The organism is Acinetobacter sp. I-MWF (genome assembly GCF_025433935.1).
GTDB lineage: Bacteria > Pseudomonadota > Gammaproteobacteria > Pseudomonadales > Moraxellaceae > Acinetobacter > Acinetobacter guillouiae.
The window spans coordinates 2058906-2081104 of record NZ_JAMBAR010000001.1 but is presented as its reverse complement, the minus strand read 5'-3'; the positions used below and the strand labels follow the sequence as shown (position 1 = coordinate 2081104).

The 22199-nt window shown below is 39.3% G+C and carries 25 protein-coding genes; 2 read left to right on the top strand and 23 right to left on the bottom strand.

Annotated elements, in window-relative coordinates:
- Positions 1–78: 78 nt before the first annotated feature.
- From tadA to M2R48_RS09510, 22 genes are all read right to left on the bottom strand, one after another.
- The gene (tadA, locus tag M2R48_RS09615) at positions 79–603 is read right to left on the bottom strand and encodes a tRNA adenosine(34) deaminase TadA (protein ID WP_262085947.1); all 525 of its coding nucleotides are present in this window, start codon (positions 601–603) and stop codon (positions 79–81) included.
- Between the two features lie 6 nt (positions 604–609).
- Positions 610–1731: an enoyl-CoA hydratase/isomerase family protein gene (locus M2R48_RS09610; RefSeq protein WP_004720808.1), complete on the bottom strand. Its 1122-nt coding sequence runs from the start codon at positions 1729–1731 to the stop codon at positions 610–612.
- Complete coding sequence (gene ung / locus M2R48_RS09605; RefSeq protein WP_151957114.1) at positions 1728–2441, bottom strand: uracil-DNA glycosylase; 714 nt, start codon at positions 2439–2441, stop codon at positions 1728–1730. The genes M2R48_RS09610 and ung overlap by 4 nt, the downstream gene beginning before the upstream one ends.
- Before the next feature lie 74 nt (positions 2442–2515).
- A complete protein-coding gene (locus tag M2R48_RS09600) occupies positions 2516–3112 on the bottom strand; it encodes a 6-pyruvoyl trahydropterin synthase family protein (RefSeq protein WP_262085945.1) in 597 nt (198 codons plus the stop codon).
- 232 nt (positions 3113–3344) lie between these two features.
- Positions 3345–4301 (bottom strand): type II secretion system minor pseudopilin GspK, encoded by a 957-nt coding sequence (gene gspK, locus M2R48_RS09595; RefSeq protein ID WP_262085943.1) that lies wholly within the window; start codon positions 4299–4301, stop codon positions 3345–3347.
- 47 nt (positions 4302–4348) lie between these two features.
- Positions 4349–5005 (bottom strand): type II secretion system minor pseudopilin GspJ, encoded by a 657-nt coding sequence (gene gspJ, locus M2R48_RS09590; protein WP_004821238.1) that lies wholly within the window; start codon positions 5003–5005, stop codon positions 4349–4351.
- Positions 5005–5388 carry a type II secretion system minor pseudopilin GspI gene (gene gspI / locus M2R48_RS09585; RefSeq protein WP_004821236.1) on the bottom strand — a complete coding sequence of 128 codons (384 nt, stop codon included), beginning with the start codon at positions 5386–5388 and terminating at the stop codon, positions 5005–5007. Before gspI ends, gspJ begins: the two co-directional genes overlap by 1 nt.
- Positions 5375–5941, bottom strand: a complete 567-nt coding sequence (locus M2R48_RS09580) for a prepilin-type N-terminal cleavage/methylation domain-containing protein (RefSeq protein WP_034610211.1) — start codon at positions 5939–5941, stop codon at positions 5375–5377. The genes gspI and M2R48_RS09580 overlap by 14 nt, the downstream gene beginning before the upstream one ends.
- Before the next feature lie 5 nt (positions 5942–5946).
- Positions 5947–6561, bottom strand: a complete 615-nt coding sequence (locus M2R48_RS09575; protein ID WP_004821232.1) for a TetR/AcrR family transcriptional regulator — start codon at positions 6559–6561, stop codon at positions 5947–5949.
- Positions 6562–6648: 87 nt separating this feature from the next.
- Positions 6649–7422: a TatD family hydrolase gene (locus tag M2R48_RS09570; RefSeq protein ID WP_004720827.1), complete on the bottom strand. Its 774-nt coding sequence runs from the start codon at positions 7420–7422 to the stop codon at positions 6649–6651.
- Positions 7423–7452: 30 nt separating this feature from the next.
- Entirely contained in the window at positions 7453–7794 is a 342-nt protein-coding gene (locus M2R48_RS09565) for a PilZ domain-containing protein (protein ID WP_004821228.1), read from the bottom strand.
- 26 nt (positions 7795–7820) lie between these two features.
- Complete coding sequence (locus M2R48_RS09560) at positions 7821–8801, bottom strand: DNA polymerase III, delta' subunit (RefSeq protein WP_004821226.1); 981 nt, start codon at positions 8799–8801, stop codon at positions 7821–7823.
- A 67-nt stretch (positions 8802–8868) separates the two neighbouring features.
- Positions 8869–9630: a 3-deoxy-manno-octulosonate cytidylyltransferase gene (kdsB, locus tag M2R48_RS09555; RefSeq protein ID WP_262085941.1), complete on the bottom strand. Its 762-nt coding sequence runs from the start codon at positions 9628–9630 to the stop codon at positions 8869–8871.
- 4 nt (positions 9631–9634) lie between these two features.
- Positions 9635–10651, bottom strand: a complete 1017-nt coding sequence (gene lpxK, locus M2R48_RS09550) for a tetraacyldisaccharide 4'-kinase (RefSeq protein ID WP_262085940.1) — start codon at positions 10649–10651, stop codon at positions 9635–9637.
- Positions 10652–10657: 6 nt separating this feature from the next.
- On the bottom strand, positions 10658–12388 hold the full coding sequence (msbA, locus tag M2R48_RS09545) for a lipid A export permease/ATP-binding protein MsbA (RefSeq protein ID WP_056510831.1): 1731 nt from the start codon (positions 12386–12388) through the stop codon (positions 10658–10660).
- A 3-nt stretch (positions 12389–12391) separates the two neighbouring features.
- Entirely contained in the window at positions 12392–12814 is a 423-nt protein-coding gene (locus tag M2R48_RS09540; protein ID WP_004821219.1) for an ExbD/TolR family protein, read from the bottom strand.
- A gap of 20 nt (positions 12815–12834) precedes the next feature.
- Positions 12835–13467 (bottom strand): MotA/TolQ/ExbB proton channel family protein, encoded by a 633-nt coding sequence (locus tag M2R48_RS09535; RefSeq protein ID WP_262085938.1) that lies wholly within the window; start codon positions 13465–13467, stop codon positions 12835–12837.
- 35 nt (positions 13468–13502) lie between these two features.
- Entirely contained in the window at positions 13503–14393 is an 891-nt protein-coding gene (locus tag M2R48_RS09530; protein WP_004720851.1) for a ParB/RepB/Spo0J family partition protein, read from the bottom strand.
- Positions 14390–15172: a ParA family protein gene (locus M2R48_RS09525; RefSeq protein ID WP_004720853.1), complete on the bottom strand. Its 783-nt coding sequence runs from the start codon at positions 15170–15172 to the stop codon at positions 14390–14392. Before M2R48_RS09525 ends, M2R48_RS09530 begins: the two co-directional genes overlap by 4 nt.
- Before the next feature lie 24 nt (positions 15173–15196).
- Positions 15197–15829 carry a 16S rRNA (guanine(527)-N(7))-methyltransferase RsmG gene (gene rsmG, locus M2R48_RS09520; protein ID WP_004821214.1) on the bottom strand — a complete coding sequence of 211 codons (633 nt, stop codon included), beginning with the start codon at positions 15827–15829 and terminating at the stop codon, positions 15197–15199.
- Positions 15830–15935: 106 nt separating this feature from the next.
- Positions 15936–16625: an N-acetylmuramate alpha-1-phosphate uridylyltransferase MurU gene (murU, locus tag M2R48_RS09515; RefSeq protein WP_004821212.1), complete on the bottom strand. Its 690-nt coding sequence runs from the start codon at positions 16623–16625 to the stop codon at positions 15936–15938.
- A complete protein-coding gene (locus M2R48_RS09510) occupies positions 16622–17641 on the bottom strand; it encodes an aminoglycoside phosphotransferase family protein (RefSeq protein ID WP_262085936.1) in 1020 nt (339 codons plus the stop codon). The genes murU and M2R48_RS09510 overlap by 4 nt, the downstream gene beginning before the upstream one ends.
- A 119-nt stretch (positions 17642–17760) precedes the next feature.
- Between M2R48_RS09510 and M2R48_RS09505 the strand changes: the two genes are divergently transcribed.
- Both M2R48_RS09505 and M2R48_RS09500 read left to right on the top strand, forming a co-directional pair.
- Positions 17761–20211 carry an LPS-assembly protein LptD gene (locus tag M2R48_RS09505; RefSeq protein WP_096734006.1) on the top strand — a complete coding sequence of 817 codons (2451 nt, stop codon included), beginning with the start codon at positions 17761–17763 and terminating at the stop codon, positions 20209–20211.
- Positions 20211–21527 carry a peptidylprolyl isomerase gene (locus M2R48_RS09500; RefSeq protein WP_262085934.1) on the top strand — a complete coding sequence of 439 codons (1317 nt, stop codon included), beginning with the start codon at positions 20211–20213 and terminating at the stop codon, positions 21525–21527. Before M2R48_RS09505 ends, M2R48_RS09500 begins: the two co-directional genes overlap by 1 nt.
- Before the next feature lie 132 nt (positions 21528–21659).
- Here M2R48_RS09500 and hfq read toward each other — a convergent pair whose 3' ends face one another.
- Positions 21660–22175 carry an RNA chaperone Hfq gene (hfq, locus tag M2R48_RS09495; RefSeq protein ID WP_004720864.1) on the bottom strand — a complete coding sequence of 172 codons (516 nt, stop codon included), beginning with the start codon at positions 22173–22175 and terminating at the stop codon, positions 21660–21662.
- Between the last annotated feature and the right edge of the window lie 24 nt (positions 22176–22199).

The following is a 22199-nucleotide window of genomic DNA, read 5'->3' as shown; positions in this document are numbered from 1 at the left end:
CCTTTTAAACTTTAACTATATTTTTTAAACCCTAATTTTGACAATTTTCATTGTCAATAAAATCTTGTGTATTCTAGATCATTTTAATGAGTCATTTAAGGTCTTTTGTTGTAACTTTAATTGTTTTTTTTGCTCACGGCGCATTTTAAAAAAATCAGACAGTTGGCTTGAGCACTGCGTTTGTAAACAACCACCTTCAAACTGAAATATATGATTGTAATAGCCAATCTCTAACAGTTGACGACTACTGATGAGTGAACCCGCTTTAGGTTCAGTCGCACCAAAAACCACACGTTGAATTCTTGCATGGATTAATGCACCGACACACATGGTGCAAGGTTCAAGTGTGACGTATAAAGTGGCGTCTTCTGGTAGGCGATAATTTTCAATCTTTTGACACGCATTGCGCAGTGCCTGAATTTCCGCATGGGCTGTTGGATCATGCTGAGCAATCGGTTGATTATAACCTTTACCGATCACTTGCCCCTGACTTACAATCACAGCTCCTACTGGAATTTCACCGATAGATGCAGCAAATGCAGCTTGCTCTAAAGCCAGCTGCATCCATTGTTGATCTATGTAATGTTGAGTTTCTTCAGTCATACGACCTTAAATGATACCGTACTGGCTTAGCAGCGCATTCCAACTGTCAATTGTTGTGACAGGTGGATTCTTCGCAAGGATTCCACGCAATGTTCGCGACTCAACCTGTTCCCACTCTGGTGATAAATCTTTATCCACCAAACGTGCGCGTACACCTTCAACAAAGTCAGGATGACGAATTTTCCAATCAGAAATTTGTTTTTCTAATTCAAAAACCTCAGACCAAGGATGAACTTGACGTCCCCACTGCCATAACAACCAGGTAATCGCAGCAGTACTTGGTGAACCTTTTTGTAGATTCTCACTGGCTTGACGCAACCAATCACTACGCGCATCACTTAGACCAATAATCGCCTCATAATCATGTTCAAAGTTTACACCACGACAAACACTATGAATCACATCCAAAGAGTTTTGCAACGGTCCAGGTGAAACAGGACGATGTAAACTATTTAAGGTGTCATCTAAAGCACGGAAATCACCAGCAGGATAATGATCCCAATCGATATCAATCAGTTTCTGTAAAACCACATCACGTTGTGCATCACAAATATGGGTTGCCCAACCAATCCCATAACCACCCGCTGCAGTCATGATCGATCCAGTTAAACCCGTAAATAAACCTATCGGACCACGATCTGCCAAGAAACGTGTAGCACCTACATCTGGATATAGACCAATATTCACTTCAGGCATAGCAAGACGCGAATACGGTGTAACTAAACGGAAAGGCGCTGCCATGAATAAGCCTAAGCCACCACCCATGACATAACCTTCACCCCAAACCACTACAGGTTTAGCATAATTATGCAACAGTAAATCTAAAGCATATTCCGTTTCAAAAAACTTATTGGCTGTTTCAACTTCATTGTTGATCACCAATTGACGCAATTTACGAACGTCACCGCCTGCACAAAAAGCTTTAGGCGTGGTTGAATCTAACCAAATTGCCTTAACTGAGTCATCATGATGAAAATCCTCAAACAGCTTCAATAATGCCGCAACGATAGATTCATCAAGTGCATGAAGCGACTTAGGACGATTTAAGCGAATAATTCGCCATCCCTTTTTCGCTTCTTCGATAATCAGATCTGGGTGATAATTATTTATTTCGGGAGAGTTTGTCATGCGTCCAGCTGCCAGTCGATTGGCTCAATGCCATATTGTTTCAGATAATTATTTGTTTTTGAAAAAACCTTACAACCAAAAAAGCCACCACGATTTGCTGCCAATGGAGATGGGTGCGCAGCTTTTAATACCAGATGCTTCGTTTGGTCTATACGTTGTCCTTTTTTCTGAGCATATGCGCCCCAAAGTATAAATACAATGTGCTCTCTATGCTCATTCAACACATCAATCACATGATCTGTAAAATTTTCCCAACCGCGTTTTTGATGTGATGTTGGTTGCCCAGCTTCCACTGTCAACACACTATTTAAAAGCAATACACCCTGTTGAGCCCATTTGGTGAGATCACCATGTCGGGATACAGGTACAGCTAAATCTGTATTTAACTCATGAAAAATATTACGTAAAGACGGAGGCAATGCAACGCCTCTTTGTACGGAAAAACTTAACCCATGGGCTTGATCAGGACCGTGATAAGGATCTTGTCCTAAAATCACCACTTTTACGTGATTCAATGGCGTTGTGTCTAATGCATTGAAAATAAGTGAGCTCGGTGGGTAAATGGTTTTATTTGCATTTTTTTCAGCAACTAAAAAAGAACGCAAATCATCCATTTGCTGACTCAAAAGAAACTCAGCTAAACCTTCTTTCCAACTTTGATCTAACCGAACTTGATTTAATTTTGTTTGTTCGAGTTCAGATAATTGCATCAACTTTCATCCTAAATTTCATTTTCCTAAAAATTTATTTGTCCTAAAGATGGATTTCACTCAAGAATCATCATTTAAAGTTTAACCTGTAAATCCACTTCAGGGTTTTGAAACGGAATACCTTGTTTCAATTTTTCATACATTTCTGGGTCAGACCATTCAGATGTGACCTGCTCAGAAAAAATAATTTTATCCAGACTCAACAGTCCCATCTGAGCATTTTCAATATCTTCTTGAAAACTTTGCGCATAACCTGTATCGGTTTCATGCACAATCACAGAATAGACTTCAACATCCCCTTCCCCATTTTGGGTAATGGTTGATTTTAAAATCTGTTGCGCGAGGAAAAAGAATATCCGTGAAAACTGTTCAGCCGATGGAGAAACTGGCAAAGCCACCCAACGAGCACTAAAAGTTTTACACGCCTGAATATATTCAGGGTTATCTTCTTGCCAAAAACAGATCGCATGGTCAAAACTGTCGAAAATTTCTTTGATTACACCTTTAAGCAATCCAAAGTCATATACCATTTGACCATGATCAAGTTTTGAAGCTTTAAGTAGTAATTCAACTTTATAGCTGTGCCCGTGTATAGACCGTTTGCAACGATCTGACGTGCAATTGCGCACAATGTGTGCATTTTCAAACTTAAATAACTTACGAATTAACATGAGCCAAATTTTATAAACAAATCGGTAAAGAATCTCGATTATAAAGCAAAACTCGAACCCTGAGCATTAATTTTCACGTTGATTGCAATTAGCAAAAAGGATGATCTCATTTTTTAGGCTTATTTAGCCTATCGAATCATGTTTACTCAATCAACCAACCTTTTAGCTACCTTTTAACTATCTTTTATAGTTATTTAAAATCATATAGTTAAAAAAATACTCACTAAAATTTTCAAAATGGTGCAAGGCTACGCGAATAAACATAAACTTGTGATTTATCATTACGCATAAAGCGTGTAGTAAATTGACGCTTGCGATTGCTTAAAGATACTTCGATCTTGGCTTTAAAATAACTGGATGTTACTCCAAAAATCTTGTCTGCCTCGGTTTTGCTTGCAGCGTCCAAGCTGTCAAATGGTGCGATTTTCATTAGCTCGCCCACATTGGCAAAATGCTCAAGTTTTTCTTGTCGCGCTTTTAAAGCTGTTTGTATGCTATTTATGTCTAGTTTTTCATCCATGGCTGCCAAAACCATTGCAGGTGCAGTATTGACATTAATTTTTGTTGCTATATCAGGCAGTGCCGATATATAAGGTGCAATTAAATCATACTTTTTTTCTTCAAAACCACGCACTTGTTTAAGTTCTTCAACACTGGAAAATTTTCGATTTGCAGCCAAATATGGTTTAGGCAAACCTTGGTAATAACTTGTTTCAGCGCCGTATGAACCTATGGTTTCATTATCTGGATCTTGCCAATCAATTACTGCTTGAACAGTATCAGCAGGTAAACCGACACGAATCAAAAGCTTAGAAAAATATTTCTGTGCCGCTTCGTTGGGCTTACCTTCATTGGTTAATAAACTGTTTAAATTGAATTTACCTGACTCATCTTCCAACACACCTGTGACATACCCATCTTCAACTGGAAATGCTGGCATCGGTTTTGCCCAAGTTTCCTGTAAGTAATCTGCCTCTTTGCTGTTTTCGCTGTCTTGTACCAATATCTCAGAATAAAATGCTTCCGCACTCTTTGCATAAAAAAGTGCTTGGCTTTGCCGTTTTAAAAACCCTGTACTTTCATTGGTGTAATTTTGACGTTTAGCAATCGTCGCAGCAATGATGGTTGCCAAAGCGACCATCACTAAAATCGTAATTAATGCGATACCCTTTTGCTGCTTTAATTGCATGAATGATTTACCTAAATTTATTGATCCGCATCGACCACAATACTGATTTAATTATCTGCGCCGTTATTGATCAGATAGTCAGAATTGAGCAAACTAAAAATCCATTCATATTCTATATCACGAATCGTGACTTTAATTTTAATCCCACGCGGTAATTGCCTATCATTTTTAATCATATCATTTGGCCAACGATCTAATTCTGTTGGATTTAAAACATCAATACGATACTGATCCACATCTGCCAATAACACACTCGACAAGGGCTGTTCTGAATTATTTCGATTTAAATTTGAATATTTTAACCGATAAAGTTTTTTCTCTTGTGCATTGTAAACATATTCAATTCGTTCATAGGGTGACAACCCCTGTTTAAGCGGATCGGTTACACCCGTTTTACTGAAAGAAAGTTTTTGATTATCTAAACCTAAAGCAGGTTCAATTTCCTCACCGCTTCTTGCAGAAATAGGAACAATCTGTAAGGTATCACGCTGAATCTGTTGATACGCACCTTGTAATTGGCCTAAATTTTCCTCATGTATGACATTACGATCTTTAACTTTAATCAGGTAGTCAAATATTTTCCAGCCCAATGCTGACAAAACAGCAAAGATTGCTATGGCCACCAAAAGTTCAATTAAGGTAAAGCCTGTGCTTTTCTGTGCATACACAGTTTGATTTTTTTTATGCTTGATTAGATTCATCATTATTTTTCTTTGATCGGATAATTAAAGAACACCATATTGGTAATCCCTGCTTCGACTTTACCCGTATCAGGATTAAAAAGGCTCACTTGCACATCTATTTTTTGTACATTTGGGCTCAGTGTAGATTCTGCTTTTTTATCTACCTGCCAAGTTTCACCTTGTGTGGTGACTTGTTTAGATGACGTTCCTGACAGCCATTCACGATTAATCATCATCATTGAGATTTCATTCTGTGCAACAAACTGAGCCTTGGTTCGTAAAATCGCATTGGCTGTCGACTGCGTATATTGCATCGCGACTTTGGTCAAAGCCATTGCTGCGACTGCAAAAATCGCCAAAGCCACAACAACCTCAATTAAAGTAAAGCCTTTATTTTTCTTCATCTACTTTACCCAAATAATCAACTCGAATTACCCCACCCACTGGCTTTTGCTGATAATACATTTGAATTGTGACAGGTTTGACTTCACCATTTCCAAACCAAATCAATTTAGGTGCATTATTTCCCAAGAGTTCTGAGTTATTTGCATTTTGGAATTGATGATCTTCTGTTTCAATAGAAAATGAAACGTATTCTGGCAACGCTCTTTTAGGAAAGTCCGTCACTTCTTTCCATGGTTTATTGTCAACCACTCGAATACGTTGCTCAGCATCTTCTTTGACTGGAATATATTCAATAACACCATACTGTGCAGCTGCAACATCGGTAGCATTGTGTAAATCGAGTGCATAAATACGCGCTTGATCATTGGCTTCACGATTAATCTGCTTTAAATCGAGCAATAACATCTCACGTGCTTGCATAGCTTTACGCTGATCTACGCCATCAATATTTAAAATGATCAATGAGGCAATAATACTGATGATGACGATCACCACCATCACCTCAATTAAGGTAAAACCTCGTATTTTTTGAGATGATCGTAGATTTTTCATTGCAGCTAAGCCACCTGTTCTGAGGCTTGTGGATGTTTTGGCACAGCCAACGCCTGATCAATCAATGCGACACGTAAGGTATCTCGACAACCTAAATAACGCTGATAGAAGCTTGAATTCAGTATCGCTGCTCCACCATGCGTAATCGACCAAATCGAAGCCAAATAATCACGTACCGACATCAAACTTTGAATCGATTCTAGATAGCTTTCTGTCATGCGAATAATGATACGTAAACGTTGTTTACGTACTTGATAGAGTTCGCTAAATAAATGATGGATGCCTTGTCCAGTGGTGGATAATCGCTCTTCGATCTGATGGAATAACACTGCACGTTCAGGATGGTGTAAATGGTGCAACATAAAAAAAGCCAAATGCTCAGGAAATGCTTTTTCAGTATCACGTACCATTTCAAGTAACATACGTTCATTACGAATGATGAGCAGTATATACAACTCATCCTTACTCTGAAAATGCTTATAAAGTGTTCCCTTGGCTAGATCTAATTCTGCTGCTAGGGCATCCAATGTCATCCCTGCTTCACCATTTTCTAAAAGCAGTTGTTCAGCAACCTGAAAAATCAATGCTTCTCTTGCTCTAAACTGAGCCTGTCGATCCATCTTCACCCGATAAACTCTCTTGTTAATTCTATCCGTTAATAAATTGATGCACTTCTATTGATTGCTTTTTAAATCAGTGCTTTTCAATCACTTTTGTTGAAGCAGATTTTCAAAATTTTGTGTAGTAATGAAAGCGATCTCTTCAAGCGTTTTATCATATACATCACTCAGCGCTTTGGCTACATAAGGAACGTATTTTGGTTCATTCGGTTTTCCACGATAAGGCATCGGTGCCAAATAAGGACTATCCGTTTCAATCAACAAGCGATCTAAAGGCACTTGCTTAGCAACATCTCTTAAATCTTGCGCATTTTTAAATGAAACAATTCCAGAGAAGGAGATATAATAGCCACAATCTAAAACGGCCTTTGCAGTCTCCCAATCTTCTGTAAAACAATGCAAAATACCATGTGTTGATTTTTCAGCCCGAATAATATCTACGGTTTCATGCTTTGCTGAACGGGTATGCACAACTACAGGTTTTTTAAGCTGTTGCGATGCATGAATATGTCGTGCAAAACAGGCTTTTTGTTCAGCAATAAATTCAGTACTATGAAAATAATCCAAGCCTGTTTCACCCAAGGCCCAAACTTTTTCAGCTTGCGCCAGTTCAACCAGTTTTTCAACACTTGCACGTTGCATTACTGCTGGATCTTCACATGGGTGTACACCGACACTATAACCCACATCTGAATGTCTTGCGGCAATTTCTGCAAGTGCGATATGGTCATCCAAATCTACAGAAATCCCCATAAACTTGGACACACCAGCATCTCTTGCTTGTTGTAATGCGGCATCGAGATCCCCAGCATAAGGTTCAAGATTTAACATGGTTAAATGGCAATGCGTATCAACAAACACAGAAATTCCTAAATAATATTGAAAATTGGCTTACATTGTAAAGCTAGGACGGTCTAAAGACATACTGCCTGCGAGTAATTTTTCTGCTTCCATTTTGTAATAGATGCCTTTTTCACCAGTGAGTTGAATTGCAAAACCTTGTGGCTTAATTCCATTTTGCTTTTGCGAAATCCAAATCACTTTCCCTGTTAAAGGAACTTTCTGTGATTGATCTGGCAAACCAGCCAGTACAAACACTTCATCGCCCATTTTTACAGGATTCTTTGATGGTACAAATAAGCCACCGCCTAAAATATAAGGCATATAACTGGCTTGTAAAGTTGCACGATCATTGATGTTGACTTGAATCAAACCGCCCATACGTGGTTGCATGATTATTCCCCCTGAATATTCAAATTTTATGTCACATTCATTAACTGAATCGACAATTGATCAATAATTAGATTTGTTTGTACATTTTGATCAACTTTTAGCTTCGATTGTTGTAAATCTTCATAAATAGAGAACAAGCTTTGCAATTGATACTGCGCAGCAAGCTCATCTAATTGCAAGTCTGAATTCTTTACAACTTGATTCAGCTTGACACAAATTATATCTGACAACAAGTATTCAAACATTTGTAAAAAATCATAAAAGCTCAGTTCTTTATTCCATTTTGAAGCAAACTGTAAAGGCATGCTTTTTTGACTGACCAATTTTTGCCAATCCTGTAAAAACTCCCCACGCCGGTTTAACCAATCTAGCTCAGCAAGCGCCAATGCTTGCAATGGCATATTATTGGATAAATTCATCAACAAGTTAATTTTAGAATGCATTTCAGCAGGTAAATGTTGTTGCAAATATTGTTCTGAAAGCGTGGGGCTAATACGATCCATGGCAAAGTGCTGTAATCGACTACGAATCGTTGCTGGGAGCTTTAGATAATGTTCCGCAAGTAAAATAATCTGTACCCGATCACCTGGCTCTTCTAGCGTTTTTAATAATGCATTTGCAGAAGCAATGTTTAAAGCTTCTGCAGGTTCAATCACAATAACGCGCCAACCATCTACTGTTTGCTGCACAAATGGTAGTAAATCACGGATCTTCTCGATCTTAATTTTCGCGTTTTGCTTCTTATTCTCTTCATCGGTCGTGATATTAACATAGTTAGGATGGGTATCCGATTTGAGCCACTGGCAACTTGCGCACTCGCCACAAGCACCTTGTGGTGTTTTATTTAAACACAAAACCCATGATAAAAAATGTTGGGTAAATGCATGTTTACCACAGCCTTTTTTACCATAGAACAATAAACCATGCCCTAATTTTGGAAAGCGACCAGTTAAGGTTTCCCATGTTTGTTGCTGCCAAGGATAAACCTGAGAATTAGAAGCATCCATGAATCAAAAACCTAAATACAAGTGTGGTAAAAACAAGTGATGCAAAGATAAATAACGCAAATACAAACTATTCAAAAACCGCTACATCCAAGGCGTTTAAGCGATCCAAATCTGCTTGAGTATCGACACCAGGTGGTAAGTTTACTTGTGCGATATCAATCGCAATACGATGTCCATTTTCTAAAACACGTAATTGCTCTAAACTTTCCAACTGTTCTAAAACACCCATATCCCAAGTGACATATTCTTGTAAAAGCTTGACACGATAAGCGTATAAGCCCAAATGGCGATAAGCATGCTGATGTAGCTTTTGCTCGGCCTGTTTAACACCCTCTCGATCATAAGGAATTTGTGCACGACTGAAATAAAGCGCCTCGTTGAACTTTGACATCACCACTTTCACAATACTGTCACGCTGAAACTCGTCAAGCTGATGTATTGGCTCACATAAGGTCGACATTGAACAATCTGCTTTCTGTGCCAGCAACTCAGCAACTTGAATCACCAATTGTGCAGGTAACAAAGGCTCATCCCCTTGTACATTCACAATAATATCCTCTGCATCCCAGCCTTTGATCCGAGCAACTTCACTTAAACGGTCTGTGCCCGAAGGATGATTCGGATCAGTCATCACAACATCCACACCTTCTGCTCGGCATAGCGCTGCAATACGTGGGTCATCTGTCGCCACACAAAGATCATCAAAGCCCTTTACTTTTTTTGCTTGATCGACCACACGTAAAATCATGGCTCGCCCATGAATTTCTAAAAGAGGCTTACCAGGAAGGCGTGAACTGGCAAAACGCGCAGGAATAACAATATGTTTCATCAAATTAACCTTGTATTAGATCAATACCAAGTTGAGTAAGTTGTTGGTTGAGTAATAGATAACATTCATCAGACAAGACCGCTCCCACCGGAACCACCCAAATCTCACGACTAAATGTAGAATGATTTTTCAATAATGGTAAAAGCTTTACCGCATCTTTTTCAGTGGTAATAATTGGATTGTTATCTTCAAACTGCAAATCATCAATTTCATAATCATAATGGTCTGGAAATTCATGACATTGAAATTGAGTTACACCGATACTTTCCAAGGTGTTATAAAAGCGTTGCGGAAAACCTATTCCAACGACTGCATAATAATCAAGTGTAGGATCAAACTGTTCAGATTGGTCAAAACTTGGATTTAATAGATAAGGTTCAGTCACTTCTAAATGCATATTGAGAGCTGAATGCGGCTGATGCGCATGCTCAATCACAGTACCGTGTTTTAAACGGCTCACAGGCTCGCGTAAATAACCTTCAGGAAGTAGCTTCTGATTGCCCAAACCTCGGTTATTATCCAGTACAATCCATTCGATTTGACGCGCTAAAGCCCAATGTTGTAAACCATCATCACTGATGATTAAATCAAGTTCATAATGTTGCAGTAGTAACTCAATATTGGCTTGGCGATTACCGCCCACCACCATGGGGACCTCAGTAGACTGAACAATTAAACAGGGCTCATCGCCCACTTGATCAGGCACAGAGTCTAAAGTAACCAGTGCAGGGAAAGGCCCTTGCCCCCCATAACCACGACTAATCACGCCCACACGAACTTGGTGATGTTGCAAATATTTCACCAACTGGATCAATAACGGTGTCTTTCCACTCCCACCCACAGTAATATTTCCAATAATCATCACTGGGACAGGTGCTTGATAGGTTTTTTTTATACCTTTTTGATACAGTTGTTTATTTACCGTAAAACCGAACTGATATAACCATGACAACGGCCGCAATGCAATCAACCACTTGGACTGTTTATTCCAAGCATCTTGAATGATTTGCGCAATAGACATGTTCGATTATTCCTCAAAGTTACGTTCATACAATTGATAGTAAGCGCCATGCTTCGCCAATAACTCAGTATGAGTACCTTGCTCTATGATACGCCCTTTATCCATAACCACAATCTTATCTGCTTTCTCAATCGTAGATAGACGGTGAGCGATTACAATCGTGGTTCTATTTTGATCAAGCATCGCTTCATCAAATGCTTTTTGAATAAAGTGTTCAGACTCATTGTCCAAAGCACTGGTGGCTTCGTCTAAGATAAGAATCGGTGCATTTTTAAGGATTGCACGCGCTATGGCAATACGTTGTCGTTGACCACCCGAAAGACTTAAACCTTGCGCACCTAATGGTGTGTCATAACCTTTTGGTAATTCCATAATGAAGTCGTGTGCATAAGCCGCCTTAGCTGCTGCAACAATGGCTTCATCGGATGCTTTTTCTAACTGACCATATGCAATATTTTCACGTACAGTTCGATCAAATAAAACCACTTGCTGGTTGACCATTGCAACTTGTGTGCGTAAACAACTGAGTTCAATATCCTGAATAGGCAGTTGATCTAGATAAATTTGCCCTGCACTAATTTCCTGAAAGCGCACCAACATATTCACCAAAGATGACTTACCAGCACCTGAACGCCCAACCAAGGCAATCGTTTGGCCTGCTTGTATGTCTAGTGAGAAATCATCAATTGCTTTTACATTATTTTTATAAGTTAAAGACACATGTTCAAACTTAATATCACCCAATAATTTTGGGGTTAAAGTCCCAGTATTCTCTTCTTGAGGTAAATCTAAAACTTCAAATACAGAATATGCAGCAGCAATACCACGTTGTAATTTTTCATTGATATCGGTTAGGTTTTTAATCGGCTTCGCCAGCAACCCAGCCGCTGTGATATAAGCAACGAACTCGCCTGCTGAGGTATCGCCTAAAATTTGTGGACGTAATGCCAACCAAATAATGATACTTAAAGCAAAAGCCATAACCAGTTGTACTAGTGGGCTATTTAAGTTCTGTACAACCACCATTTTCAAACCACGTTTTAAGTTTTCTTCTGAAGACTTATAAAAACGCTTTTGTTCATTTTCCTCACCTGCAAAACTCTTTACAACAGCATTACCACTGATTGTTTCCTGAACAATATGGTTCACATCGCCCATGGTATTTTGTACTTGAATGGAGAGTTTACGCATACGTTTTGAAGCTTTTCGCACCAATAAGCCAATAATCGGCATAAAGATGAAAATACATAAAGTTAAACGCCAATTGGTATACAGTAAATAGCCCAACAAGCCTAAAGCAATTGCACCATCACGCACTAATATTTTTAATGATTCAGATGAAGCTGCGGTTAGCTGCTCCACGTTATACATTATTTTTGCTGTGATATGACCAGATGAATTATCCAAATAATACTGCGCTGGAAGTTTTAGGAGCTTGGCGTAAACTTCTTGACGAATACTAAACACCAAACTTCTTGAGATGACTGCTGTAAAGTAGCCACCCATAAACAATCCTAAGCCACGGAAGAATATCAATAGAATAATCAGTGCTGGAAACCAGTCAAGATCACCACGATTACCACCTTGAATTGCATCAATAATATATTTAAGTAACTTCGCTACGGAAACTTCAGTTGCTGCATTTAAGCCAAATCCAACAATAACGAGTAAGGCTGCCCCCCAATACGGCTTTAAATATGCCAAAAGACGGACATAGACCTTAAAATCCTGATTCACTAATTAATAACCTCGAGATGGAACTTTGGTACTGATATTGATGTTAACGAAACCGAGCTGTCCTGCGACGTCCATCACTCGAATGACATCTTGATGCGTCGCTTTGGCATCTGCAGCAATCACAAACATCAGATCACGATTGTCATTTGCTGCTTGCTTAATTGCAGTACTCAAATCAGCCGACTCTTTACTCGAAAGTGCCTGCCCATTTACTGCATAATGCCCTGCTGAGTCTACCATGACTTCAATTTTATTTTTGTATTCTTTTGGCGGAACACCTTGTGCATCCGGTAAAGAAAGATTGATCCGACTTTGCTGGTTAAACGTGGTGGTCAGTAATAAAATCACCAATATAAATAACAAGCAATCAATCAATGGCGTAAGATTAATATGAATATCTTCAACTGTTCTGCGTCTAAATTTCATGAAACACCCCTAAAACGGATTTAACCAGCTTTCTTTTTTTCATTTTCAAGGTGTTTCTGAAAAAATAAGGCAGCATGAAATAAAGTCGACTGTTGTTCGAGTTCAGCCACATATTCTTGAACTAGGCGCTGAAAATAACGGTAGGCAAATAGTGCTGGAATAGCAATTACCATACCCGCAGCTGTGGTAATTAATGCCTTAGAAATACCTGGAATCATCATGGTTGGATTGGCATTCGTACCTAAATCAATCACCAGAAAAGACTCGATAATTCCAATCACTGTACCCAATAGCCCCAATAACGGTGCAACAGCGCTCAATGTACCTAAGAAATTAATATTTTTTTCTAAATATCCAATTTCGCGTGAAGCAGTCGCTTCCATCTGAGCACGTGCAAATGCTTCACCTTGAGCATAAGCATCGATACCATCTTTAAAAATATAGCCCAATGCTGTTTGGCAAACCGCTTGATCTTGTTCCATTTCATCTAAAACATTGTCAACGCTTCGGCCTTTTTGCATCATAAGCGACTTAGGTAGAACTAAAGATCGTTTCAGCCGTATAAATCTCTCGATTGAAATCGCAACAGTAAAAATTGAACATAAAACCAATGGCAGCATTAACCAACCGCCGGCTTTAACAAGTTCCCACATCTTTAGTTCCCCAAATTAATTAAATCGCTTAAACATTATTGTTCTGGTAAACAGATATTTAAAATTCCATCTAACTCATCAAGCGAGTTATAACTGATGACCAGCTTGCCTTTACCCTGTTTGTTATAGTCTAATTTTACACTGGCACTAAAGCGCTCTGACAGTTTCTGAGTCAGTTGTTGCACATCTGGCGCAAGTGGATCTTTAGATTTTTCCTGCTTTGGCGTATTCCAATCACGCACCAACTGCTCGGTTTGACGAACAGACAAACTCTTATCAATCACGATTTTTGCAATTTGCAATTGATCTTTAGCTTTTAGGGTCAATATCGCACGGGCGTGCCCCATGTCCAACAGACCTTGTTGCATTAAATCTTTAATTTCATCTTCTAGACTTAATAAACGCAATAAATTACTTACGGTAGTCCGTGCTTTACCTACAGTGTCTGCAATTTCTTGATGACTTAAGCCAAATTCTTCATGGAAGCGTTGTAATGCCAGTGCTTGATCAACTGGGTTTAAATCTTGACGCTGAATGTTTTCGATCAATGCCAAGGCAATCGCAACTTGATCGGTCAAATCACGCACAATTGCAGGAATTTCAGTCAAACCGGCCAATTGTGCCGCACGCCAGCGACGTTCACCTGCAATGATTTCATAGGGAGTTTCGTCATTTTCAATCGGACGAATCACAATCGGCTGCATTACACCATGTTTTTTAATTGACGCTGCAAGTTCTTGTAAATCTTGCTCACCAATAAAACGACGGGGTTGATATGCGCCGCGTTTTAATTGGGTTACATCCATCTGTTTTAATTGGCCATGATCCAATGCTTGAACTTCAAGTTGTAATTTTTCTTTTTGGATTGAACCTAATAATGCATCTAAGCCACGACCCTTTGCCAACCCTCTTTTTTTCACGGTCATGCTTTATTTCCTTTTTTCACTTTACTCTTTTTCAACATTTCAGCTGCTAAATTTAAATATGCAATTGCACCTTTAGAGCTTTTCTCAAAATAAATAATCGGTAATCCATGTGCTGGCGCTTCGGCCAAGCGCACATTACGCGGAATCACTGTATCATAAAGTTTCTTACCAAAATACTGTTCTAATTCAGCAGAAACATCACGAGTGAGTGCATTACGTGCATCATACATGGTACGAAGCACCCCAATAATTTCCAATTCAGGGTTTAATGCCTGTTGAATTTTATCAATGGTCTGGGTCAGATCTGCCAATCCTTCTAATGCATAATACTCACATTGCATTGGAATAATCACTGCATCGACTGCGGCTAAAGCATTGACCGTAATTAAACTTAAACTTGGTGCACAATCAACAATTATATAATCAAAGTCTTTTTCAATTTGCTGTAAAGCGTTACGCAAAATAAACTCACGTCCATCTTGCTCTGCAATTGCCAGTTCAACACCTGCCAAATCACGATTTGAGCCAAGTACTTTATAACCGACTTCAGCTTTACTAATTGCAGTTTCAATCGGTACTTCACCCAGAAGTACATCGGTGACTGAATACAACAAATCATTTTTTTGAATACCCGACCCCATGGTAGCATTACCCTGAGAGTCCATATCCACCAATAAAACACGCTTTTTCAACACTGCCAAAGAGGCAGCCAAATTCACGGCTGTCGTGGTTTTACCTACGCCACCTTTCTGGTTTGCGATAGCAATAATTTGAGCCATGGTAACCCCAACCCTTAGTCTGTTTTAAATCTGTTTTAATAAAAGTAAATGACGTTGTTCGTCCAACCGAGGTACATGCAATTCAATAATGTCACAACTCCACTTGTCTTTTAAAGCATCAACTTCTTCAGTGGGAATCAAACCTTTCATTGACGCAATAATACTGCGTTCATGCATATAAGGTTTTGAAGCCGTCACAAAATCTGTCAATGAAGCAAATGCACGACTGGTGATCACATCAAATTGCCCTAGATCATGGATACTATCTTCATTTTCTACACGTGTCTGAACTGCGACAACATTTTTTAGTTTTAAATCTGCAATAAACTGTTTCAGAAAACGAATTTTCTTACCATTTGAATCCAACAAAACACATTGGCGTTCAGGTTGGCACAGTGCAATGATCATCCCCGGCATACCCCCGCCTGTACCAATATCGAGTAAACGACCAGCGGGTAAATCATTTAAAATACTTAAGCTATCCAATAAATGTTTAACCAACATTTCTTTTGGATCGCGAATCGCCGTTAAGTTATAAGCTTTGTTCCACAGGACGAGCGCATCTTGATATTGCAACAATAATCCTAATGCTTCATCACTAAGTTTTAAGCCAAGCTTTAGACTGCCTTGCTTTAACTCTTGAAAAAATGGATGCATGATCAAATAACATCTCTAAAAAGTTAGCTGAAAGTATACCTATTTCTCGCCCGTGGAACAGTAGTTAACGATGAGTTAATACGCACTTAAGCGTATTTATCCTCACTTAACTATACTCACCCTGTCTTATTTGCCAATCCAAGGCTGTTAAACGCTCAGGTGTACCCACATCAACCCACGCTGCCTGCATTTTCTCAGCCGAGATTTTACCGTCTAGCATGCCTTGTTTAAGCAAAGGTGCAAGCGGTCTTTTACCCTGTTCCAGACCATCAAACATTTTTGGGTTAATCACAGCGACACCACTATACGTTAAATTTTCACCTTGCTGATTTTGCTCAAAGGTATAAGCACGACCATTTGCCAAGGTAAAATCGCCCTGAGGATGCTGTTCAGGATTATTGACAAAAACCAAATGTGCAAGATCATCGGCAAGATTGATATCTAATAATGATGCAAAATCAAAGGTGGTCCATACATCACCATTGACCAGGATAAAAGGTTGATCACCGAGAAGTGCTAAGGCATTGATAATCCCACCTGCGGTTTCCAAGCCCTCATCTTCACGCGTCCAGCGTATAGTCACACCAAATTGTGAGCCATCACCCAAGGTACCAATCAGAATATCTGCCAACCATGCAGAATTAATCACAATTTCAGTCACACCAATTTTTTTTAATTTTTCTATATGCCATACAATCAGTGCTTTGCCGCCGACTTCTAATAAAGGCTTTGGCTTATAGAGGGTCAAAGGTCGCATTCTATTGCCTAGCCCCGCAGCTAAAATCATTGCTTTCATGCTGCAATCACCTCATATACACCATATTTTTCTTCAAATTTTGGTAAAACCCGTGCATGAATAAAATGCATAAACGGTTGTAATTCTGAGTAAGGTTTTGATTCTTCCAGTAAGTACCACATGACACGAGGCAAGTCTTTGAGATAACCAGATTTACCATCACGCTCAAACAAACGTACAAAAATACCTAAAATTTTGATATGGCGCTGAATTGCCATAAAGTCAGCATCTTGTTTGAATTGATCAAAATCACGATCTTGCTTGGCAGTTTCTGGTAATAAGTCATAAAACACTTTAAACCATCCATACACACGCTCAGGACCCCACTGTACGTAGGCATCACGGGTAATCGAAATCAAGTCATAGGTGTCCGCACCAATCACTGCATCTTGAAAATCAATCACGCCTTGGTCTTTCTCAGCTTCAAGAATCATCAGATTACGACTATGGAAATCACGATGTACGATTACTTGAGGTTGTGCCAAAGCTGCATTGGCAAGAATAGCAAAAGTTCGTTTAATTAACCCAAGCTCGTCATCTGTTACTTGGATAGCTAATGATGGCAACAACCAATCCGTTAACAATTCCATTTCTGAGATCAGCTTTTCATAGGCATATGCTGGCAGGTGCGATGAATCAGCAGCAATAGACTGCAACTGCACCAACTGCTTAAAACTTTGCGCATAATGTGCATCTACCGTTTGATCATTCAATTGTGTAGATAACAAGACATCGCCAAAATCTTCGAGTAACAACAAACCTTGATCTAAATCCTTGGCAACAATATGAGGTACACGCACCCCATTTGTGTCAAAGAATTCATCAATCGCAACAAAAGGACGACAATCTTCCTTCTCAGGAGGTGCATCCATAAGCATAAATGTTTTATTATTCAAGGTAATTCGTGCATAACGACGGAAACTCGCATCGCCTGCTAAAAAATTGATTTCAAATTGATCTGAACTGAGTACAGATGTTAACCATGTTTGTATCAATTGTTCACGTTGTGTATTCATTTGCAATTTAATCTAATTCAGGCTGAATTTTTGAAGTGCTAAGTGTAGCTACTTATCGACTTTTTCTCTATGATGCGACAATAATTAATTGCGATTAGCATATTTGGTTAACGAGACAAATGAAGCATCAGTTTAAATTTAATCCTTTAGCGACTGCTATTTTGACACTTCTTTGTGGAAGTTCAGTATCCAGCTATGCTGAATCGACAGACACTGTTTCTGAAGTTAATAATAAGCAACTGAATGCAGCCATCAAAGAAAGCTTTGCAGGGCAAAATTTCTTTGAACAATATTATGTGGACAAAAACTCACCTGAAGCACAGGTACGTGATTTAAAAAATCCAAGTACCCGTTATTGTGAAGGTGTCTGGGTTACACCTTTTAGCACCCAAGCTAAATCAACAAACCCAGAAGAAGCATCATCTGTGATTACTGCAGATAATGGTTATTACAATCCCAATGGCGACTCTTTCCTGTCTGGTGATGTGGTCATTGACCAATCTGGACGTATGATCCGTGCTGATGAAGTGACCATTGATAAAACACAAACTTTCGCCAAAGCGAAAGGCAATGTACAAATGGCACAAGGTGGTATCATCGCGCAAAGTGATCAAATCGATTACAACCTGAAAGATGAAACTGGGCAGCTAAATAATAGTTTCTATATTGCAGAATTGACCCACGCACATGGTCATGCAGAAAAAATAGAAAGAACTTCGCCAACCAATATCGTCCTTGAAAATGCCACCTACACCACCTGCCCACCCGATGAAAAACCCACTTGGAAAATTCAGGCCAATAAAATTGAATTGGATCAAGATACTGGTCGTGGTGTAACGCGTGGGACCAAACTCTATGTTAAGGATGTGCCTGTACTCGCAGTTCCATATTTTAACTTCCCAATTGATGACCGCCGTACTACAGGGATTTTAAATCCTAGTTTCGGCTTTACCAATGATGGTGGTTTTGAACTCGCAGTTCCCGTTTATTTAAATTTGGCGCCCAATTATGATGCCACCATTACGCCACGGCTGATTACTGACCGTGGTCTTATGGCTCAAGGTGAGTTTCGTTATTTAACTGAGAACTTTGGTGCTGGTAGCGTTTGGGGAAGTTACTTACCTTCTGACCGTGATTATAATGATGAAGATCGTAAAGACCTGCATTTTCTGCACAAGTGGGATATCACTAAACAATGGTCAACCAACTTAGAATATAACTACGTTTCTGATAAAGATTTTTTCTCAGATCTAGATAATAACCCAAACACTCGTACAGAGCTGAACCAACGTCGCGCATGGGAACTCAACTACAATCACGGTATTCCAGGCTTAAAAGCTCAGCTTAAAGTTGAGGACTTCCAAACCCTTGATAAAACCATCAAAGATGTAGATAAGCCATATGCCCGCCTACCACAGTTTTTACTGAACTATGTCGCTGGAAATCCGCAAGGTTTGGAATACGAATTTAACAACGATACTGCGTATTTCCAAAAAGACATCAATGATGCCGATTATAACAACCAGCCAAGTGGTACACGTTTATATAACCAATTTGCGACACGTTATAATTTCCGTAATCCATGGTCTTTTGTGATTCCCGAAGTCTCTGTTCGGAGTTTAAATACTTTCTATGATCAAACCACTGTAGATCAACTTAATTTAAATAACCAAAGCCAAGATAGCAAAAACAAATCCGTTGTTGTTCCTCAATTTACTTTGGATACGGGTTTAACTTTTGAAAAGGATGGAAAATTCCTCCAGACCATCACACCTCGCGCTTTCTATGCTTATGCACCATATAAAAATCAAACAGGTTATCCAAACTTTGATTCAACAACAGCTTCTATCAGCTATGATCAATTGTTTAGCCCGTACCGCTTTTATGGACATGACCGTTTAGAAGACAATAACTTTTTATCTCTTGGTTTAAGTTATAGCTTATTTGATACAGTCGGCTTAGAGCGCTTAAGAGCCAGTATAGGTCAAAGTTATTATTTTGATGATCGAAAAGTTACCCTACTCAATAATACAGATGATTTAGACAGAGAAAAACATACTGGCCCTGTGCTGAGTCTTTCTAGCCAACTTTCACAAAACTTCACACTGAGCACCAATTCAGCGTGGATGTCAAATGGTGATAGCGCTCAACATGACTTCCAATTGTATTATACAGGCCAACGCGGAAACCTTTATAACGTTGGTTATTTTTATCGCAATAACCTCCCTGACCGTCAACGTGCATATGATCAAGCAGTTGCATCATTTATACAGCCTGTAAAAGACAATTGGCGTATTATGGGACATGTTCAATATGACCTTGACAACCATGTCGCACGCGAATATTTATTGGGTGTGAATTATGAATCTTGTTGTTGGGGAATTTCCGTCTATGGTCGCTCGTACTTTAATGATCTAGATGACGTTTCTCTTCCTGATACAAAGCCAAAACGCGCAGTGATGGCTGAGATCACACTAAAAGGACTTGGTGGTTTGAACAACAAGTTAAGTTCATTACTTGAAAATCGTATTTTAGGTTTTGATAAAGCTAATCAATCTTGGACACATTAATGAAGACGCAAAAATTTAAAAAATTATTTAAAGCATCAACCTTAGCTTTACTCATCTCCACCTCGGTATCAGTTTATGCTGCTCCGCAGGACCAAATCATTGCAATTGTTGGTTCTACAGCAATCTTAAAAAGTGATTTAGACCAAGGTGTTGCTGAAGCGACGCATCGACTTCAGGCACAAAAGAAAGAAATTCCACCACAAAACATTCTGCAACAGCAAGTACTGAGTCAGCTCATTACTCATGATGCGCAGCTTGAACAAGTGAAGAAGTATGGCTTAAAAGCAGATGAAAAAAGCTTAAATGAAGCCGTATTGAAAGTTGCCCAACAATCTGGTGCAAATTCTTTAGAAGCTTTTCAAAAAAAATTAGATGCGGTTGCACCTGGTACCTATGAATTACTTCGTAACCGTGTTGCGGAAGATTTACTCATTCAACGATTGAGTCAACAACAAGTAATGTCTCGTATCAAAATCACTGACCTTGATGTTGAAAACTTCTTAAAATCACCTGAAGGCCAAGCTGCGGTTGGTAGTCAAGTCCATGTACTACATATGCGTATTTCAGGAGAAGCACCTGCAAGCGAGTTAGAAAGTATTGCAAAAGCAGTTCGTACTGACTTAAAAGACAGCAATGACGTTAAAGGCATAGAAAAGAAATTTAGCACTGCCCAAGTTAAAGTTGATGGTGCTGATATGGGCTTCCGTCCGCTTTCAGATATTCCAACAGATCTTGCTGCACGTGTTACTACCCTTGAGCCAGGACAAACCACTGACTTAATTCCAGCAAAAGATGGCGTTCATGTTTTAAAGTTATTAGAAAAAAAATCGAATGAGCAAAAAGCTTTAGTTCCGCAATTTAATACGCGTCATATTTTGATTAAAACATCAGAAGTTGTTAGCCCTGAAAATGCAAAGCAAACCATTGACAGTATTTATAACCGCTTAAAAGCGGGCGATGATTTTGCTACGCTTGCTTCAACCTATTCAAATGACCCTGGTTCTGCTCGTGATGGCGGAAGTCTGGGTTGGGTAAGCCCTGGCATGATGGTTCCTGAATTTGACAAACTCATGCAGAGTTCGCCAGTCAACGAAATCAGTAAACCATTTCAAACTCAATTTGGCTGGCATATTCTTCAAGTTACAGGTACACGTCAACAAGATATGACCTCAGAGTACCAAAAGCGTATGGCTCGCCAAATTTTAGGTGAGCGTCAATTCGAATCAGAATATGACGGCTGGTTAAGAGAGCTGCGTGCAAATACTTACATTGAAATCAAAGACCCAAGCCTAGATCCAAAGAAAAATGAAAGTTAAGTCTGTGCTACGTCGTTAAATTAAAAACCAGTGCATTGCACTGGTTTTTTTATCTCTAAATTTAGCAACACCAATAAAAAAGAGACGCCAATTTGGCGTCTCTTTTACAATCGTTCTTGTTAAATCAAGAAATTAACGATTGTTTTCATCTTCTTGTGAATCTTCAAATTTTGTTTCGCCGCCAAAGTCAGTACCTTGACCGCCGAAGCCACCTTGACCACCGAAGCCGCCTTGACCACCGAAGCCACCTTGACCGCCGAAGCCACCTTGGCTACCGAAACCACCTTGACCACCGAAGCCGCCTTGTTGACCACCAAAGCCACCTTGTTGACCACCAAAGCCACCTTGACCACCGAAGCCACCAGCTTGACCGCCGAAGCCGCCAGCTTGACCGCCGAAGCCACCAGCAGCGCCTTGAGCACCAGCAGGAGCACCAGCTGGACGTGGATTACGTGCAGGTACTACAGTTGAAATAGCATGCTTATAAACCATTTGGCTTACTGTGTTTTTCAACAAAACAACATACTGGTCAAAAGATTCAATATGACCTTGTAATTTAATACCGTTTACAAGAAAAATAGAAACAGGAATACGTTCTTTACGGAGAGAATTTAAGAACGGATCTTGTAAAGTTTGACCTTTAGACATTTTATACTCCAAAAAAAATTAAAA